Source organism: Arenibacter sp. F20364, from assembly GCF_023015905.1.
Lineage (GTDB): Bacteria > Bacteroidota > Bacteroidia > Flavobacteriales > Flavobacteriaceae > Arenibacter.
The window spans coordinates 1-16,281 of record NZ_JALKBD010000055.1; the positions used below are offsets into that span (position 1 = coordinate 1).

The following is a 16,281-nucleotide window of genomic DNA, read 5'->3' on the forward strand; positions in this document are numbered from 1 at the left end:
GAACCGAAATCCCTCAGGGAAGTGGCGCAGTTTGAACCGAAATCACTGGCGCAATGAAACCGAAAAGCCTGGCGCAATTTGGTCCGAAGTATCCAGGAATGTAATAAGTAGTCTTAAAAGATCTGATTTTCAAGAGATTAATGAGTTTATTGATAAGTATAAGCAATATATGCAATTTCCATATTCGCCAGCTCATTTTACCGATTTGATGAAAAGCTATAATCCAGACAATACATTCTTCAATTCAGATTTAGAAACATTAGAGAACTTATCGGGAAAGCATCATATCAGATGGGAAAAAGATAGAGTTAAACCATTGTTTGGCCAACCAAAAGAATTTTTTGAAGGTGTAAAAGATAACGAAGACATATCTGATTTAATGGATATGGAGAAAATATTTATGAACCTTGACGAGTCTTTAAATGACATCGGATTATCTAAAGTAGGAATTTTAATGAAGTCATTGTTTGAACTTCAACCATCTGGTATTGAAATAACTGAAGAGAACAGAGATGTTTTGAAGAAAATGTTCCCAAATATTAAGCCAGGTTCTTCAATGTGGGATTTAATGAAAGACATTGGTCCCTTCTCTTCTAAGTTGCTCAAGGACAGAGAATATTACAAAGATTTTAGAAACTTATTAGCAGAACAGGGGTTTAAATTAGAAGCAAATTCTGCTAATTGGAGTTATGATGCAGTAATAAAGAACATTGATGAATTTTTATTAAAGCTTGGTGTGAAAATGTCATATTTAGAGTACGTTGAGACATCATTAAAATATAAAAAGTCCCCTATTACACAATTTGAATTCTATACAACGGCATATCTAATGCTTGACATGATTGGTTATAAAACTGATAAGTTACCAAAGGCAACCGATAATTTGCAAAATATTCAAGCAGATGGTGAACACTCATTTTATGGAGGTCATTGTGATTATTTTGTGTCAATGGATAAAAAGCTAGGAGTGAAATCTAAGGTGTTATATAATGAATTTAACATTGACACTAAAATAATTGAACCAAAAGACTTTATTTCAGAATTGAGTAAAGTAATTGACCCTTTAACAAACAACATCAATTTTATAGAAGAAGCAATAGACTTCTGCAAAAAAGAAAGTATCATTGAATCTTATGTGGATGAGAATGGTGATGGTGTTGAATCAATTGCATATAAGTTACCACGGTTTTATTTCAACTTTTTTAATTACGTGGTCTATACTAATTATCCTGAACAAGGTGGATTCGTCATGACTTTTCGCAAGGTGTTTAAGAATTTTTCACGATTTGTTTATTTTACAGAGTCAGAAACTTTAATCGATTCTGTATGTAATTATTTTGGATACGAAAATAAAGAAGAATTAAAATCTAAGAAATATGAATTTATACATGAAGATACGAAGACAATATTTGACTGGAACTTTGAAGGCGGATTGATTCGTTTAGAAAATGAAGAGGATACAAAACGACCAATTTTAAGCTATATTATATCAACTAAATTAAAAACTGCGTAACGGTTTGACAGGCAGTTTCCAAGCTATTTCTTCCCCATGCAAAAAGTAAAAATCCCTAAATTGGTATGAAATAAAAAGGATACAAAACAAATAACAAGGATAGCGCAAAACTTACACAACATAATTCATTATAGAAATTAAACTTAAACAAACCCATGAGCAATGAGAAACGACAAACTTGATCTTCCCGAAAATTTACACCAATTTGCTTTTTTACCACGGTTTTCTGAAAATATTGAATTTTTAGCAAATTTGTCCGAAGATGAAGATTGGAAATATCATCATACAGAATCAGAATCGGATTTCCCGATTTTGGAAAACTATATAAAATATACTTACAGACGACTTGCAGAGGAGAAGAAAATAAGTTACTCAAGGGAAGGAACACATTGCTGTATAAATACGGGACTTGTAACAAGAAATCAAGAAGCCATATTTATGGTATTTGATGAAAACAAAATCGAGGATGTTGAACCTTATTGGCATTTTTACAAATTTTTAAGGAAAGGTGAATATGAATTGAGCAAATTTCCCAAGCTACCTGAAATGGCATTTTATTTTGATGACCCAGCTAAATTAGTTTATGATGTAAAAAAAGAATTAGTTGCAAACGTAGAGCACATTATTGAAGACAATAAAAACCGATTTCCCGAACCATATTGTTCAATGAATAATTATCAACTTCAAAATTCAATTCACGGTTCAATAAATAGCGCAAAAGAACGTGTAAAAAGAAGTTACAAAACTGCCGTACCTCAATATTATCGGAATAATATTCAGCTTTTAGTTCCGCTTTGCTTAAATGATCCCAAAATTGCGGATTTAGCGTTGGTCGTTGAAGATTATGGATTGATGTATAGAGCTTCAACTTGTCTGACTTTAGATATGGCAATTAATAATGCGCGGCAAATTGCTAGACCTGATAGAGATTGGTTACAGCCGTAAAAAAAAGCTGTGCCAAGTAACTAAGAAGCGTTCAGGTGGTCTGCAAGGTCCAACATATACACCATGTGGCCCGCCAATTCATAATATTTCTTGGTGGTTAGTGCCAGTCATTCCCTTTTAACCTGTACCACTTAAGGTAAAAAAGAAAAAATATTACGGGCCAATGGATAGTTGTGTTCACTATCCGTTGTAATCTTGAACCTACGCTTTCTTCTGGCAAACAGATTATTGGCCCTCATTATCCTGGCAACTCTTGGTCTGGAAACATGATATCCCTTTTTTGAGAGCTCCTCTTTGATCCTTGGTGCCCCATAACTCTCAAAGCTATCTTTGAAAATATCCCGAATGACCGAGGATATTGTTTGGTTTTCCAACCATCTTTTGGATGGTCCCCTACCCAACCAATGATAATAGCTACTTTTACTTAACTTGAACATTTTGCACATCTTCTCAACTGGAAATTTAAATTTGTGGTGTTTTATGAACCTATATTTTTCCTGTCGCCCTAGGAGAAGATGGCTATCGCCTTTTTTAGGATATCACGTTCCAGCTCGGCATCCCTTAATCTTTTCTTCAACTCGGCAATCTCACGTTGCTCGTCCGTCAGTTTCGGATTTCCCTTGCCCGGAAAACTGTTCTTGCCATAAGCATCCGATTCTCTGCGCCAGCGGCTCAATACGGATGTAGGTATATCCAATTCCCTGCATATTTCCACAACGCTCCCACGTGCGTAGCTAAGTTCCACAGCTTTTTCCTTAAACTCTACGGTGTAATTTCTTTTTTCTCTTGACATTTTTCAAAGTTAATTTAAACAACGAACACGCTCTTAACTTTAAGTCCAGTTAAATATAGCAAGTCCACAGCTCTACAAGCTCATTGGCGGGTTCAGGTCCGAGAGTTTCGTTTCCCAAACCATGGTCGATCAGTTATCGCTCTTTTCAGGGGATCCGTCGGAAACCGTAGAAGAAGCCCCGCAAGAGACCATTACCTATACCAGGGACAAGAAAAAGCACAATGGGCGCAATGCGCTACCGGAACATCTACCGGTCAGGGAAATAATCATCGAGCCCGAAGAGGATACCGCGGGACTGAAGAAGATCGGGGAAGAAGTGACAGAGACCCTGGAATACACTCCCGCAAGCCTTATCAAAAGAAGGACGATCCGGCCCAAGTACGCCAAGGCGGACGGACAGGGCGTGCTGATCGCACCGCTCCCGACCCGCCCCATCGACAAATCGATAGCCGAAGCCTGTTTGCTGGCGCACATCCTGGTTGGCAAATATATCGATCATCTCCCGTTCTTCCGCCAGATCCAGATGTTCAAACGGGATTTTGGGTGGGAACCTGCCCAGAGCACTATGGGCGACTGGATGGCCAGTTGTTGCCAGTTGCTGGAACCGCTCTACAATACACTGAAACAGAAAATACTGGCCTCTGATTATATCCAGGCCGATGAGAGTCCGATCAAGGTATTGGATTCCGACAAAAAGGGCAGTACGCACCAGGGATATCAATGGGTCTATCACGATCCCGTTCAAAAGCTCGTACTTTTTAATTACCGCAAAGGCCGTGGACAGAACGGACCCAAAGAATTGCTTGCCGATTATCATGGCTATCTGCAATGCGATGGCTATACCGTGTACGACAAAATAGGGACCGATCCCAAGATCACCCTTGCCGGATGCCTGGTACATGCCAGGCGCAAGTTCCATGATGCGCTGGACAGTGACAAAAAGCATTGGCCATCTTTAGGGAGATCTATTTGGAAGAACGCAAGATCAAGGAAGAGGCCCAAGATGACCTTAAAGCGAGGAAAACACAGCGCGACATAAGGATCAGGCCGTTATTGGCACAGATAAAAACGTGGATCGAAGGACAACAGTTCAAGGTGCTGCCACAAAGCCCCATCGGCAAGGCGATGACCTATTACATCAATCAATACCCAAAACTGGAAGCGATCTTTGAAGATGGACGTATAGAACTCGACAACAACCTGATCGAAAATGCCATCCGGCCCATGGCCATTGGCAGAAAAAACTATCTTTTCTGCGGATCGCACGATGCAGCGCAAAATGCCGCCATGCTATATTCATTCTTCGGTAGCTGCAAGATGCAGAATATCAATCCAAGGGAATGGCTGGCCAGCACACTAGAGCGGATACCTGATCATAGCATACAAAAACTCGAAGATCTCCTGCCCGGATATCAAAAACAGAACAGCATATGACCAAAGAGCTGATAAAAGAAAAGGAAAAACAACTATTGGAAATAACAGGGGCCTTCTGCGCGCAGAAACTTAACGATGAATACTTCGGGCTTTGCGAAAAGCTCATCAAAAAGATGGGGAGAAAAAGGGATGTCCCCTTCGCAAGGGGAAAATTGGAGATATGGGCGGCAGCCGTGGTCCATGCCATAGGTTCGATAAATTTTTTGTTCGACAGATCGTTCCAACCTTATATGAGTTCCAAACAGGTCAACGAATACTTCGGGACCAAGGGGACTACGGTCTCGAATAAGGCCCGGGCCATAAAGGATATGTTCGACCTATGGTATTATAGCCCTGAATTTTCTACAAACGCCATGCAGGAGAACAGCCCTTTTAATAATATGGTAATGGTTGACGGACTAATACTGCCCCTGGGCAACCTTCCCGAAAACATACAACAAATGGTGCTCCAGGCAAGAGCGGAAGGAAAAGATATTGAATTCACTACAGAATATGAAGATCAATAGCTAATGTAGTTGCTCGGATGGATACTTGCTTCGAGAGTATCTACTGGATTGTCCAATTTGAATTTAACATAACCAAAATTTCGAATTAGTAGTTCTGTTCGTTTAGAATTAATATTCAAAGAGTGATTTATCGTAACTGTAAGACCTGCATCATCAATTCTGATTTCTTGAGAGATATCGTCCTCCTTGATCAATTTTTGATCTGTAGAATTGTACCATGTTCCGTGATTAACCCAGCTGACTATAGCATCATTGGTGACATTAAATTCTTGAAATTTTAAATTTAATGCATTTATTGGGTGGTGGGCGCTGATAAATGAATACTTGGGGGCATAAATTTTCATTTGAGAAATGCCGGACTCTGATTTTCTTATTTTACAATCCACAAAAGTAAGATGTCCTAAACCAGTAAAAATGCCATTAATTAGCGGCTCCTTATGAACTGGTTTTGTGGTTAGGAGGTTTGTTTCAAGTAGAATGTCGTTATCATTTATCAACAAAACACAAAAACACCTAGTTTCTTCTTTTGGAAACCACACTTCTCCATAATATTTTTTTTCTTTAAACATATTATTATACTTGGTATTTTAAGTTAACTATTAAGTGATATATTTCGGAAGTTTGATAATGGTATGTCATTCCTATTTTATTGCAGACTCGTGATAATTTAGCTCATCTGTGATGTCTTTAATTTCTGATGGTACTTTTTTTCCAGGAAGGTTCCGATATTAAGTTGTTAATTATTTTGTTCATATCATAGCTTTGAATACCACGAAAATTATTGACTTTCAGTTTTTGAAAAACTAACTTTACGCCTTACTGCTTCTACACGGAATTTTTTATTTTTAATTATTTTTTGGTATTCCGTGTAGAAGCAGTAAGGTAAAAACTTTTGATGAGTCGACAGGGGCAGTAATTACTGCCCCTGTCGACTCATCAGTATAATGCCTTTTTGTACTCATAAAATCTTATTTATTATCTCAATGTAATTTCGTCACAAATATTCATTAAATTTGTGACGAAATATATATTTTAAAATGCTTGTACCTACTGAAAAATTTATAAAAAATGCAATTTTAAATCACAAGCGTGGAAAAATATTTTTCCCGAATAATTTTGTTAAATTTGGGTCTTCTACAGCAATCAGGCAAGCTTTAATACGTTTAGAGGAAAAAGGGCTTTTGGTTCGACTGGCACAAGGTATTTACTTATATCCCAAGGAGCATAAGCAATTGGGGCTGCTTTACCCATCATTAGAGGAAATTGCTTTGGCGATTTCAAAAAGGGATAAAGCAAGAATAATTCCAACGGGAATCCAAGCCCTTAATAAACTGGGATTATCTACACAAGTTCCTATGAATCTTGTATACTTAACCGATGGATCTCCTAGAACTGTTAAAATTAAAAATAACACTATAAAGTATAAAATCGCATCTCCTAAAATTCTTTCGGCCAAAAGTGAGACAAATATTTTGGTGATACAGGCATTGCGAGAAATAGGGCAAAAAAACTTGGATGGAAATCAGCTTGAAAAAATTAAGAACATACTAAAAACGGTCGATAAAGATCTTATCAAACATGACATGAAATTGGCACCTGTATGGATTTCAAAAATAATGGAAGAGATACTAAAAAATAAAGAATAAATGAAGGAGTGGTTTAGCCTGTCAGTAAGCGACCGGAGAGAAGCTATAATACAAACGAGTATAGATAAAGGTCTACCGGCCGCAGCCATTGAAAAGGATTGGTGGGTTGTAACGGTTTTACGTGCCATTTTCAGTACTGTCTATACTGAACACCTTGTCTTTAAAGGCGGGACATCTTTAAGTAAGGCCTGGGGTGTAATTGAAAGGTTCTCTGAAGATATTGATTTGGCGATGGACAGATCATTTTTTGGCTTTAGTGGTACACTTAATCGCACTAAAGTTTCTCACCTGAGAAAGGCTTCTTGTAAATTTGCAAGCGAAGTGTTTCCCAAGGAATTAGCCAAAACTCTTCATGCACAAAATGTGGGAGAATTTTCAATAGAAGTTCGTGAATTTGTACTATCTGATACTGATCCCTTAGCAATAGAAATACATTACAAATCGCTTGTTGAGCATATAGACTATTTGGCACCGAGAATTCTAGTGGAAATTAGTTCAAGGTCGTTAAGAGACCCATTTGAAAAGAAGGGTATCATCTCTTTCATTGGTGCAAAGTACAATGGACAACCTTTTGCTGATGAAATAATTTATATACCAACAGTCCTCCCCACAAGAACATTTTTAGAAAAACTTTTTCTTTTACATGAAGAGTTTCAAAAGCCTGAAAATAGAGCAATATTTAGTGAACGAATGACAAGGCATCTATATGATATTTCTAGGTTGATGGATACTCCATTTGGAGAAAGTGCTTTAATTGACAGTCATTTATACTCCAATATCATTCAACATCGCAAAATTTTTACTAAAGTATCTTGGGTAGATTATTCCAAACACGCTAAAAGAACATTGGATTTTATACCGCCTGATCGGGCAATGAAGGATTGGGAAAGGGATTATGTGGCAATGCAAGAAAGTATGTTTTATGGAAAAACAGAACCATTCGACGAACTAATGAATAAATTGAGAGGTTTAAGAGATAGGATTAACAAAATGGAAAGCTAGTAGTTTAATTTTCTCAGATATACGGAAATTGCGCACAATACATTTGGTCCATAATTTTTCTTATCATGAATTGAGAAATCAGTGTTTCTGTAACTTTTTATTTTCCAAGCCTGCGGAAGTCGAAAATCCCTTCCGATCCAATCCTCCCTACGCGGACATACTACGACAGTCCGCATGGGAAGTTTTTCCGTTCTGGCCTGCCGCCATAGGTAGGTTTTTTCGACCTCCTCTGGCGCACGAAAGAACAAACGGCGAAGGGCCGCTTGACCTTTCTTCTCCCTACCCACAAAATCTGGTAAATCGCTATCCATTTTTTGAACCATAACATCGAAAATGTAAAAAGGTCTAAATTCTTTTAATTATCTTGAAATCAGCTTTTTGTAAAATGGAAAAGATAATCGAAAATATCGCCAATTGGTTGGTCGCCTTGAAGGTGAGAAAAGACAAAATTCACCAGAACTTTAATGCCTTTATGAGAAGAGGTTATAATGGACTGATTTTTGGGCTTATTCTTTTTGGAATACTTATGGTCTACTTTTCGTTCGATCTTTATGAAACCTACGAAAACCTTTGGTTGGCATTGCTTCCGATATGGTTTTTCGTGATTTTAATATTTGGTATTTTGGTATCTGATGCTTATAAAGAGAAAGTGAAGTACCAAAGCCGAAGTTCACGAATGAAACTAGTCGGTTTCAATATGGATTTCAATGAGCGTGTCCTTAGAAGGATCTATGGTTCCTTGACCCAATATGAATATCTGGACGAGAACTTAACAAGCTTCTCCAATTTTTATGAAGTTATGGTTCTGGATTTTGAGGACCACGATTCGGTGCTGCATTTTAACTGTACCCAACCGCAATTAAAATATATTCTGGATAAGTTCAAACAACTTAAAAAGGGGATTAGCTTAAAATCCTTTGAGAGATCCCAAAAAATTTACCATAAGGGTAACTTGATATCAGCGGAGATACTTTCAAAAAAGTACAATGAGTTTCCTCCCAATCATGAATTTGAACAACAGATAGATTCATTCTTCCATTTCTTGGGGGATATTTGAATATTTTATGGGGTAGATTTCCCCTTTTTTTTCTTTTCACCCGCTTGCATCTCCTTTCTTTGCTTCGAACATTTGTAACACAGGTAGACCGCACTGCGGCTATTTTAAAGCGAGAATTATGGAAATAGAAAATGACATGGTAGATCTCTTAAGGGATATCAAGGGACTTCTTTCGCATCAAAAAAAAGTGATGAACGTAGATGATCTTGTTGCCTACACGGGACTCTCCAAAAGCAAGATTTACAAACTGACCCAGTTACGATTAATCCCCATGGGAGGTAACAAACACATCCGCCAAAAATTCTTTGATAAGGATATTATTGATGCTTGGTTAATGGGCGAACCTAATTTATCAGATGACTATTTGGATCGGGAATTTAATAAGCACTTACCACGAAAAAAGAAGTAGTAGTTCTGTAAATACACGCTAATTAGTAGTAGCGCTAATAAGTAAGAAGTATGTGGATAGGTAGAAAATGATGAAACGGAATGTAGCCGTAAAAAATCCGATTGAGTGAGAATTCAAGATGTGTCATTGTCATGACAAATCTTGCTTTTGCTCCCGATGGGTCGCAAAAGAATAGGAACCAATAACTTGATTTTCGATATAAGATGATGGATGGAGTTTCAATGGGTATTTTATAAAGGGTTAGAGGGTAAGGATTCAGAAATGCAAAAATGAAGAACGAGTTTGTACAGTTTAGATGTTCTATTTATGAGAAGAAATTGCTAAGGGTCAAGGCCGATAGGAGTGGACTTTCCATAAGTGAATATTGTCGTCGTGCGGCTTTTGATGACCGGATAATAGAACGTTTGACCCAAGAACAAATAGAGATGTTCAAGATGCTGTCTAGGTATGAAACAAATTTTAAGCTAATCGGGAATATGTTCCGGAAACGCAATCCGAAATTGGCAGATGAAGTAGTTCAATTGGCCAGTGAGATACGACGACATCTTTTATCCTTTAGGAAATGATAGGCATGGGAAAATCCATATCGCATACCGGAGCTTCCATGGGTTATGGTTGGAACGGGGAGAAGGAGGCGGAAGTCGTCTACCGCGAACATTTGTCGGGAGACAATCCTAGGGACATCACTCAGGAGTTCAAGGTCATCCAGCAGCAAAACCATCTTTGCCAAAAGAATACCTTGAGTTTTGTACTCAGCCCAACAATTGAAGATGGGCAGGGAATGATCAACGAAAATCTGAATGAAATTGTTGAAAGGTTCCTTAAGGAAATGAAACTACAGGAACACCAGGCCATCGGCTTTGTGCATAGGGATAAGGAACATACCCATGTACACGTATATGTAAACCGTATCGATTTCAATGGGAATGCCTACAAGGATAGTTTTATAGGAAAACGGAGCCAACAGGCGGCGGAAAAAGTGGCCAAGCAAATGGGCCTGACCACGGTAAAAGAAGTGCAGCAGGAAAAACTGAACCAGATTCAACAGGTCAGAGCGGAAATCAAACGGATACACGATAAGGTTATGGAAAAGGACAAACCAAAAAACTTTGATAAGTACATCAACGATATGGCCAAGAACGGTGTGGAGGTGATTCCCAGTATCAATAAGCAAAACCAACTCCAAGGTTTCCGATTTGAATACAAGGGGCATAATTTAAAGGGGAGCGAAGTACATCGCTCCATGTCCATGGGAAACATAGCTGGAAATATGGGATGGGATAAAAATGTAGCCCAAAAGATGGCTAAAGAAAATAGGATAAAACTACTGGGCAAGCCCGTTGGGCTATCACCTAACCTGGCGGCAACTATTGCCAAAAAGGTGGTAACTATTGCGATTAAGAAATCAATTGGACTGGGAATGGAAATATAATATCATGGCAAAACTGGACGAAATTATGGAAGTGCTTACCCAAGAAATATCCGGGTTCAACAACTCCATTGGTAAACTGGAAGAACTATCCACAAAATTTGACGACTTAAAAATAACAGCGGACACTTCTCATTTGGAGTTTCAACTAAAAGATTTTTTAAGGCTGCAAAAGATCAACTTGGAATTTTATAATAAGCGGATGGATGAAGTCTTGAAAAATATAGAAAAATCTAGATGGACACCAAAATGGGAGATGTTGATACTATACCTTTTCATAATAATGAACACTTCGGCATTTGGCTACATGGGCTATTATTTTATCAACTATGAACGGAAAAAAAAGGCTGAGGTTTTAAAAGTAAAAAAGGAAAGTTTGGGTAGGGCAAGAGGCTATTTTGAAGACCATCCGATCATCTATAAGGATTTTGAAAAGTGGGTCCAAAAGCAGGATAGTGTTCTAAATCCGGAGTAAGGTTGCGCCCTAATTCGATTTTACTTTACGCTTATCATCCCGAACGCTATAAAATCGAATTAGGATCCCCGCGCAGTTAAGTTATGGTAAGATTTAGGGACCATGCTCAAGGTATTATTTTAATCCCTCCCTCAATTTTTCCTCTCTATAATAAAGATTGAGGTCGTCCAAAAGTGCCTCTTCCCCTTGCGGTAATAACCTATTGGCAATTGTAAGTGCCTGACGAATATATTCCTTTTCATATCTGTCATTGATGTTATCGTACAATTCCGGGTCGATTGTCTTCATGGCCAGGTAGAGCATGGCTCGGACGGTCAACATCAAATCTACATGATTATCTACATAAAAGAGACTTACTTCATATTTATTATTAAAGAACGGGTGGGGCCTTAAGGTAGGGTGGTGGTCCAGTGCCTGATGTTTTAAGCTATTGATCAGTTTTTCTTCGTTTGGGTTCATAGTTCATATTTATTCAGATGATTTTGTTTTGGCATTGTTCAAACGGTTCAGCTTTTCGGTTACGTAGTCCATAAAATCCATTTGACTATGCGGAAGTATATTTAGGACCAATTCCAGCACCCTGCTAACGCTGTCATGTTTGGTTACATTTTGATTGTTTGGAGACAATAGCATTCCGTTCCCGTCCAGAGCAAATACACATACTTCAAGAAGGCTCGCTATGTTCAACAGCAGATCATTGTTGTCCCTTACCTCTATGGATACCTTAAAATTTTCAGATGAATAACCAGAATCCTGTTTTAATAAACCAACTAGATTTTGGTGCAGTTTGTGAATGTCGTTCAGGGTCTTTAATTTTTTCTTTTTCATAGGCTGTATTTTTAGGGTTGTCATTTAGTTTCCATATTCGGTAAAATATTCCGGATCTTATCAAGGAATTCCATTTCCTCATAGGGTATCATATTGAGTATATACCCGAGTACTTCACGAATGTTCTGTTCGGGTTCTGGAACGACACTATTTGGGGTGCGTTCCGCATCCAATGCCGTGATGCATACCTTTAATAAACTGGAAATCATAAAGGAGGTTTCCAGATAGCCATCGGTGATAAGGTTTATGGTATAGAGTTCCTTTTTGGAGGGGTAGCGTTTTAAAGTATGGAAATGTTCTTTGGCCAATTCGCTTATTTTATCCAAGATGCTTTTTTCCTCCGATTCCCGACTTTCCACTTGAGAAGTACTCTCCTTAACAAACGTGTTTTCTTTGATTGGATCTCGATTTTCCAAATACTTTCGGCATTCTGTATTAATTATGTTTTGTTCTGATTTACTGATTTCGTGGCCCATAATACATAGTGTGTTAGAATCATTAATATATCTTTAGATTATCTAATCAAATCTATAGATAATCTATTGAAATTCCAAACAAAATTTTAGATATTCTATATTTTTCATTAAGAAAAGTATATTTATGTAATCAAATTCAATAGATTTATGACTCCGTTAGGATTATTTTTAACCAAAAAATCGGTAAATCGCGCCATGGTCTCAAGACGAACAGGTATTAGTCAGGCTAGGCTTTCCCAATTAAGTTCTAATGAATCTACTAAACTTCGGGCGGATGAGCTCTATTTGATTGCCTTGGCAATAGACATTGATCCTTGTGAATTATTAAAGGAAGTATTTAAAGGACTTAAACTACCTAAAGAGTAAAGACTGTTGGCATATATTTTAATTGTTTTAAACCAATATAAGTATGCGGAATCAGAGTTTTAGAGATATACTAGATACTTCATATATTCAACGTACAGCATATGCATTCTGCTAAAATATAATTTTAAGTGGCTTGTAACAATTGAATAATTTGAATTGTATAGGAGGCAATTATAATCTATCCTTTAATATATTGATTAGCTTGCTGTGTTTTTCAGGGTTTGTTTCCTTTAGCTTTTGTAAGTTTTGCAATTTCCATTGCACAGCAGGAAATCCTTTAAAATTGTATAAACTCCAATCTGGAGTAACATTTTCAAAATTCAACAGAAAATCTTTATCGGCAGTAGTTAAACTTTTATGGATGTTTTGAATTAGTAAATTCCGGGTGGTTTCAAAATCATCATAGGTAAATGGTTCATTGCTCATTCCGTCGAATTGATTGGTCATTGCGGAACGCTGATCCAATAGGTTTGGGAACAACATTTCATATATAGGTCTCTTACTTGCTAAAAGGCAAAAAAGAAATCCTTTTTTTATTTCATCAGCAAACCCCTCATTTTCTAAAAGATATTTAACATCGAACAAATCCCTCGGGTGCTGACGGTCCAGTGCGGCGCATATTTTTCCTCCGTAGAGTTGTCCTATAGGTACCACATGAATGGAGCAAAACGCATCAAAAGCCGTTTGTGCTTTATGACACAATCCTATTTCTGTTACCGGTGCTATTATGCCTCGCATCGCTTGGCTTACTTCCAGTTTTATTTGGGCCTGATTATTGGTAATTAAAAGCTTGAGTTCTTTTTCTTTATGTGATATTCGAGCATTTGGTATAATAGTTTCAATATTGGATTTGATTCGCGCGAGTGCTTCTGAAATATGGACTAAGGAAGTATTCCTATCCTCAACTGGAATATATGTTAAATCAATATCCACTGAAAGTCGAGGCATTTCTCGAAGAAAGAGATTGATAGCAGTACCACCGTGAAGAGCAAAGTTATTTTCTTTTGCTACTTCGGGTAGTACACTTAACAGCAATGAAACTTGGGATTTATAATTCTCCATTGGCTAGTTCAACTGGAACAGTTATTTTATATTTTGGGTCATAAACACCATTCTTTACAATACTTCGTTTTCCACTTCCCAAATTTATTTTATCCATATTCAAGTGTTTTACCCAACTATGGTTGGCTTTTTCAGCTAGATACATAAATAGGCGGTTTACCTTGATGGAGGTACAGTTTTCCAGTAAATCTTGAACAAGATTGGGTCTTAGATTGTTTAATCCCTCCATTAGTTGGTAACACTCTACTAATTCTTGATGTTCTGGCGCTAAAAATAGGCACTCTAACATGGCCCTTGCGGCACTGGACACTTTTATTGAGTAGGTTTTTAGTTCTACTTCAACAAGGCCTATATTAGATGGTAGAAATGAAGAACTGTGATAATCCAATTTTACACCCCAGTCATGTTGTATACACCAGGTGGGCAGCTTTTCTTGTTGCCCACCAAAAAGTGTTACCTTATTTGGTGATAGTTCCAAATAATGGGATTTACCAAGTATGGATAGGGCTGTCTTGCCCGCAGGATGAATATACATCCCAGCTTGTACTTGAAGTGCATAGATTGCACCTTCATAACCGACCTTATCGCCCGAACGTATCATGGCACCGGTTCCGATTGAGGTAAACCAGTTGCTTTTTTTATACTTGTCAAGTAGCTGATTAGAAAACCCTCTTTGAGTTAGCCATGCGGTCAGATAAACTATTGAAGATGGCTTTGATTTTAGAAGAGAGTTTATTTTTTGTTCTTTTTTTAAACTCATGGTTGATAAAATTGATTTTTTTTAAACCAAAGTAAATATATAGTTTATTTTTTAAACTGTATGTAAACCATTGGTTTATGTAATATGTTTTTTTTAAACCAGATATTATTAAAAATTGATTTTTTTTAGCCACATTATAAAATCGGCTTAAGAGCTACTTTTGAATTAATAGGCCTCGGGAATATCCAAATAAATTAAAGGGCCTTTTACGAAGGCTAGTGGTATAGTAAAAATCATCAAAAGTCCTCTCTATGAAACCTTTAATTAATTAACTCATGCATATACATTAAATATTGCCTACAAGAATTTATAATAGTGACTAACTTACCATAAAAAACGTACTATCGAAATAGAGATGAACAAGCTGGTTTTATCAATATCAATTTGTGTCATAACGGATATTTTTTGAAAGTAAGGGGAAGGAAGAAAACTATTCAATTTTTGTGTATTGGCCTTCCTTTTCTATGATTTATATTCAGTCATAATAATGGAGCTACTTGCTAACATAATTTTAAAACGTCATTTCAATCTGAGCTTTAGAATACGATTTACCCTTACTTTGTTACAAAAAATTAAAAAAATTACCCTGACTTTGTTACAATAAATTGAAAGGGTTACGCTTTCACTGTTATAAATAATAGTGGAATTTTTCCTGTAAGCTCAATTTATGATATGATTACTCATTGATTCTTGAAAATAATTCTATTTAAAAAAGAGTATTAATATCCCCATAATTGCCATATTTGGGGAAAATATTACCCATTATGAAAAATAAGAGAGCTGTCCTTTTTCCAAAATACCAGAGGACAATGGGGCAATTAGGAGAGAATATAAAGCTTGCGCGTAAACGAAGAAAGCTTACCACTATTCAGGTATCCGAACGGGCAGGTATAGATAGAAAGACTTTGTATCAGATAGAAAAGGGGAATTCAAAGGTAGCGATTGGTTCATACTTTAATGTTCTGATTGCACTTGGTTTGCAAGATGATTTTTTAAAGTTGGCAACAGATGATGTATTCGGAAGAAAACTTCAGGACTTAGATTTATTATAACAGGGAAGAATGGCACAAGGTAAATTTGATATATCCGTTTATGCACATTGGCGGGGAATGCCAGAAGCTAAGATGATAGGTGTTCTTGTGGCCCATTATGCCAAGCGAAAAAAAGACGTTAGCTTCGAATATGATAAAGGTTGGATAAAATCAGAACAACAATTAATGGCAGCGGCATTTATGGATGGCTAGTTGTTGTACAAGTTAAGTATGTCGATAAAACTCAAATATTTTGACATATGCAGCATATATGTCGTTGGTATGGACATCTCGCCGTATTACATACATGGCCAAAAGTGTCCCATAAAAGCTCAATTAACCAAACTACTAAATTTTACCTAGTTTTAATAAATGAACGATTTATAGCACAAATATTTTATCTCTATCTTCATAAAGCAAATTTGAAAGTTCAAATACAAGGACATACCCGGTGAAAAAAAAGTTCGTCTTTGAATTAATTCATAATTGTACGGTTTTTGTAACTTTACTTTAAAATGATAATATGGGCACAGCAGAATTGAACAATAC

At 37.0% G+C, this 16,281-nt stretch carries 21 protein-coding genes and 2 pseudogenes; 15 read left to right on the plus strand and 8 right to left on the minus strand.

From position 1 onward, the window contains the following. Both MWU84_RS22680 and MWU84_RS22685 read left to right on the plus strand, forming a co-directional pair. On the plus strand, nucleotides 1-1,513 hold a 1,513-nt coding region (locus tag MWU84_RS22680), incomplete at its 5' end, for a hypothetical protein (RefSeq protein ID WP_246906171.1). Nucleotides 1,514-1,675: 162 nt separating this feature from the next. Beyond that, nucleotides 1,676-2,458, plus strand: coding sequence for a DUF3825 domain-containing protein (locus tag MWU84_RS22685; RefSeq protein ID WP_085496294.1), 783 nt, complete (start codon nucleotides 1,676-1,678; stop codon nucleotides 2,456-2,458). A gap of 143 nt (nucleotides 2,459-2,601) precedes the next feature. Here MWU84_RS22685 and MWU84_RS22690 read toward each other — a convergent pair. Continuing rightward, nucleotides 2,602-3,251 (minus strand): annotated as a pseudogene (locus tag MWU84_RS22690) (IS3 family transposase); the annotation flags it as partial. 121 nt (nucleotides 3,252-3,372) lie between these two features. Here MWU84_RS22690 and MWU84_RS22695 point away from each other — a divergent pair. The 3 genes and pseudogenes from MWU84_RS22695 to MWU84_RS22705 form a co-directional block, all read left to right on the plus strand. After that, a pseudogene (locus MWU84_RS22695) lies at nucleotides 3,373-4,469 on the plus strand (IS66 family transposase); the annotation flags it as partial. Nucleotides 4,470-4,568: 99 nt separating this feature from the next. Next, complete coding sequence (locus MWU84_RS22700) at nucleotides 4,569-4,685, plus strand: transposase domain-containing protein (RefSeq protein WP_245808644.1); 117 nt, start codon at nucleotides 4,569-4,571, stop codon at nucleotides 4,683-4,685. Next, a complete protein-coding gene (locus tag MWU84_RS22705; RefSeq protein ID WP_085496298.1) occupies nucleotides 4,682-5,191 on the plus strand; it encodes a DUF6398 domain-containing protein in 510 nt (169 codons plus the stop codon). Before MWU84_RS22700 ends, MWU84_RS22705 begins: the two co-directional genes overlap by 4 nt. Here MWU84_RS22705 and MWU84_RS22710 read toward each other — a convergent pair. Continuing rightward, nucleotides 5,185-5,760 carry a hypothetical protein gene (locus MWU84_RS22710; RefSeq protein WP_085496300.1) on the minus strand — a complete coding sequence of 192 codons (576 nt, stop codon included), beginning with the start codon at nucleotides 5,758-5,760 and terminating at the stop codon, nucleotides 5,185-5,187. The two genes, MWU84_RS22705 and MWU84_RS22710, sit on opposite strands and share 7 nt — an antisense overlap. Before the next feature lie 468 nt (nucleotides 5,761-6,228). Here MWU84_RS22710 and MWU84_RS22715 point away from each other — a divergent pair, with 468 nt between their 5' ends. Together MWU84_RS22715 and MWU84_RS22720 are read left to right on the plus strand one after the other, a co-directional pair. Then, entirely contained in the window at nucleotides 6,229-6,837 is a 609-nt protein-coding gene (locus tag MWU84_RS22715; RefSeq protein ID WP_085496302.1) for a DUF6088 family protein, read from the plus strand. Continuing rightward, nucleotides 6,838-7,839: a nucleotidyl transferase AbiEii/AbiGii toxin family protein gene (locus tag MWU84_RS22720; protein WP_246906174.1), complete on the plus strand. Its 1,002-nt coding sequence runs from the start codon at nucleotides 6,838-6,840 to the stop codon at nucleotides 7,837-7,839. Here MWU84_RS22720 and MWU84_RS22725 read toward each other — a convergent pair. After that, on the minus strand, nucleotides 7,836-8,150 hold the full coding sequence (locus MWU84_RS22725) for a hypothetical protein (RefSeq protein ID WP_139827129.1): 315 nt from the start codon (nucleotides 8,148-8,150) through the stop codon (nucleotides 7,836-7,838). The genes MWU84_RS22720 and MWU84_RS22725 overlap by 4 nt on opposite strands. 74 nt (nucleotides 8,151-8,224) lie before the next feature. Between MWU84_RS22725 and MWU84_RS22730 the strand changes: the two genes are divergently transcribed. From MWU84_RS22730 to MWU84_RS22750, 5 genes are all read left to right on the plus strand, one after another. Further along, nucleotides 8,225-8,896 carry a hypothetical protein gene (locus MWU84_RS22730; RefSeq protein ID WP_085496308.1) on the plus strand — a complete coding sequence of 224 codons (672 nt, stop codon included), beginning with the start codon at nucleotides 8,225-8,227 and terminating at the stop codon, nucleotides 8,894-8,896. A gap of 118 nt (nucleotides 8,897-9,014) precedes the next feature. Continuing rightward, nucleotides 9,015-9,305 (plus strand): helix-turn-helix domain-containing protein, encoded by a 291-nt coding sequence (locus tag MWU84_RS22735; protein ID WP_085496309.1) that lies wholly within the window; start codon nucleotides 9,015-9,017, stop codon nucleotides 9,303-9,305. 269 nt (nucleotides 9,306-9,574) lie between these two features. Beyond that, nucleotides 9,575-9,871: a mobilization protein MbpA gene (gene mbpA, locus MWU84_RS22740; RefSeq protein ID WP_085496312.1), complete on the plus strand. Its 297-nt coding sequence runs from the start codon at nucleotides 9,575-9,577 to the stop codon at nucleotides 9,869-9,871. A gap of 5 nt (nucleotides 9,872-9,876) precedes the next feature. Beyond that, nucleotides 9,877-10,737, plus strand: a complete 861-nt coding sequence (locus tag MWU84_RS22745; RefSeq protein WP_317045108.1) for a relaxase/mobilization nuclease domain-containing protein — start codon at nucleotides 9,877-9,879, stop codon at nucleotides 10,735-10,737. A 4-nt stretch (nucleotides 10,738-10,741) separates the two neighbouring features. Continuing rightward, complete coding sequence (locus MWU84_RS22750; protein WP_085496316.1) at nucleotides 10,742-11,209, plus strand: DUF6730 family protein; 468 nt, start codon at nucleotides 10,742-10,744, stop codon at nucleotides 11,207-11,209. 114 nt (nucleotides 11,210-11,323) lie between these two features. Here MWU84_RS22750 and MWU84_RS22755 read toward each other — a convergent pair whose 3' ends face one another. Genes MWU84_RS22755 through MWU84_RS22765 form a run of 3 tightly spaced genes read right to left on the minus strand, consistent with a single transcriptional unit; the run spans nucleotide 11,324 to nucleotide 12,513 of the window. Next, nucleotides 11,324-11,668: a hypothetical protein gene (locus MWU84_RS22755; RefSeq protein ID WP_085496318.1), complete on the minus strand. Its 345-nt coding sequence runs from the start codon at nucleotides 11,666-11,668 to the stop codon at nucleotides 11,324-11,326. Nucleotides 11,669-11,677: 9 nt separating this feature from the next. Next, nucleotides 11,678-12,037 carry a hypothetical protein gene (locus tag MWU84_RS22760; protein WP_139827130.1) on the minus strand — a complete coding sequence of 120 codons (360 nt, stop codon included), beginning with the start codon at nucleotides 12,035-12,037 and terminating at the stop codon, nucleotides 11,678-11,680. Between the two features lie 20 nt (nucleotides 12,038-12,057). Then, on the minus strand, nucleotides 12,058-12,513 hold the full coding sequence (locus MWU84_RS22765; RefSeq protein ID WP_246906178.1) for a hypothetical protein: 456 nt from the start codon (nucleotides 12,511-12,513) through the stop codon (nucleotides 12,058-12,060). Nucleotides 12,514-12,660: 147 nt separating this feature from the next. Between MWU84_RS22765 and MWU84_RS22770 the strand changes: the two genes are divergently transcribed. Beyond that, nucleotides 12,661-12,879, plus strand: a complete 219-nt coding sequence (locus MWU84_RS22770; RefSeq protein ID WP_085496324.1) for a helix-turn-helix transcriptional regulator — start codon at nucleotides 12,661-12,663, stop codon at nucleotides 12,877-12,879. Between the two features lie 171 nt (nucleotides 12,880-13,050). Here MWU84_RS22770 and MWU84_RS22775 read toward each other — a convergent pair whose 3' ends face one another. Then, nucleotides 13,051-13,941 (minus strand): nucleotidyl transferase AbiEii/AbiGii toxin family protein, encoded by an 891-nt coding sequence (locus MWU84_RS22775; protein ID WP_085496325.1) that lies wholly within the window; start codon nucleotides 13,939-13,941, stop codon nucleotides 13,051-13,053. Then, nucleotides 13,928-14,701 carry a type IV toxin-antitoxin system AbiEi family antitoxin gene (locus MWU84_RS22780; RefSeq protein WP_085496327.1) on the minus strand — a complete coding sequence of 258 codons (774 nt, stop codon included), beginning with the start codon at nucleotides 14,699-14,701 and terminating at the stop codon, nucleotides 13,928-13,930. Before MWU84_RS22780 ends, MWU84_RS22775 begins: the two co-directional genes overlap by 14 nt. Nucleotides 14,702-15,465: 764 nt before the next feature. Between MWU84_RS22780 and MWU84_RS22785 the strand changes: the two genes are divergently transcribed. Next, nucleotides 15,466-15,753, plus strand: coding sequence for a helix-turn-helix transcriptional regulator (locus MWU84_RS22785; RefSeq protein WP_085496329.1), 288 nt, complete (start codon nucleotides 15,466-15,468; stop codon nucleotides 15,751-15,753). 9 nt (nucleotides 15,754-15,762) lie between these two features. Then, nucleotides 15,763-15,945, plus strand: a complete 183-nt coding sequence (locus MWU84_RS22790) for a hypothetical protein (RefSeq protein ID WP_085496331.1) — start codon at nucleotides 15,763-15,765, stop codon at nucleotides 15,943-15,945. Nucleotides 15,946-16,281 lie beyond the last annotated feature (336 nt).

Bases quoted from the DNA above. Each gene is read 5' to 3' on its own strand.
- MWU84_RS22705 (WP_085496298.1), top strand. From the start codon at position 4,682: ATGACCAAAGAGCTGATAAAAGAAAAGGAAAAACAACTATTGGAAATA.
- MWU84_RS22750 (WP_085496316.1), top strand. From the start codon at position 10,742: ATGGCAAAACTGGACGAAATTATGGAAGTGCTTACCCAAGAAATATCC.
- mbpA (WP_085496312.1), top strand. From the start codon at position 9,575: ATGAAGAACGAGTTTGTACAGTTTAGATGTTCTATTTATGAGAAGAAA.
- MWU84_RS22790 (WP_085496331.1), top strand. From the start codon at position 15,763: ATGGCACAAGGTAAATTTGATATATCCGTTTATGCACATTGGCGGGGA.
- MWU84_RS22785 (WP_085496329.1), top strand. From the start codon at position 15,466: ATGAAAAATAAGAGAGCTGTCCTTTTTCCAAAATACCAGAGGACAATG.
- MWU84_RS22715 (WP_085496302.1), top strand. From the start codon at position 6,229: ATGCTTGTACCTACTGAAAAATTTATAAAAAATGCAATTTTAAATCAC.
- MWU84_RS22765 (WP_246906178.1), bottom strand. From the start codon at position 12,513: ATGGGCCACGAAATCAGTAAATCAGAACAAAACATAATTAATACAGAA.
- MWU84_RS22685 (WP_085496294.1), top strand. From the start codon at position 1,676: ATGAGAAACGACAAACTTGATCTTCCCGAAAATTTACACCAATTTGCT.
- MWU84_RS22775 (WP_085496325.1), bottom strand. From the start codon at position 13,941: ATGGAGAATTATAAATCCCAAGTTTCATTGCTGTTAAGTGTACTACCC.
- MWU84_RS22720 (WP_246906174.1), top strand. From the start codon at position 6,838: ATGAAGGAGTGGTTTAGCCTGTCAGTAAGCGACCGGAGAGAAGCTATA.
- MWU84_RS22760 (WP_139827130.1), bottom strand. From the start codon at position 12,037: ATGAAAAAGAAAAAATTAAAGACCCTGAACGACATTCACAAACTGCAC.
- MWU84_RS22780 (WP_085496327.1), bottom strand. From the start codon at position 14,701: ATGAGTTTAAAAAAAGAACAAAAAATAAACTCTCTTCTAAAATCAAAG.
- MWU84_RS22755 (WP_085496318.1), bottom strand. From the start codon at position 11,668: ATGAACCCAAACGAAGAAAAACTGATCAATAGCTTAAAACATCAGGCA.
- MWU84_RS22735 (WP_085496309.1), top strand. From the start codon at position 9,015: ATGGAAATAGAAAATGACATGGTAGATCTCTTAAGGGATATCAAGGGA.
- MWU84_RS22700 (WP_245808644.1), top strand. From the start codon at position 4,569: ATGCAGAATATCAATCCAAGGGAATGGCTGGCCAGCACACTAGAGCGG.
- MWU84_RS22725 (WP_139827129.1), bottom strand. From the start codon at position 8,150: ATGGATAGCGATTTACCAGATTTTGTGGGTAGGGAGAAGAAAGGTCAA.
- MWU84_RS22730 (WP_085496308.1), top strand. From the start codon at position 8,225: ATGGAAAAGATAATCGAAAATATCGCCAATTGGTTGGTCGCCTTGAAG.
- MWU84_RS22745 (WP_317045108.1), top strand. From the start codon at position 9,877: ATGGGAAAATCCATATCGCATACCGGAGCTTCCATGGGTTATGGTTGG.
- MWU84_RS22710 (WP_085496300.1), bottom strand. From the start codon at position 5,760: ATGTTTAAAGAAAAAAAATATTATGGAGAAGTGTGGTTTCCAAAAGAA.
- MWU84_RS22770 (WP_085496324.1), top strand. From the start codon at position 12,661: ATGACTCCGTTAGGATTATTTTTAACCAAAAAATCGGTAAATCGCGCC.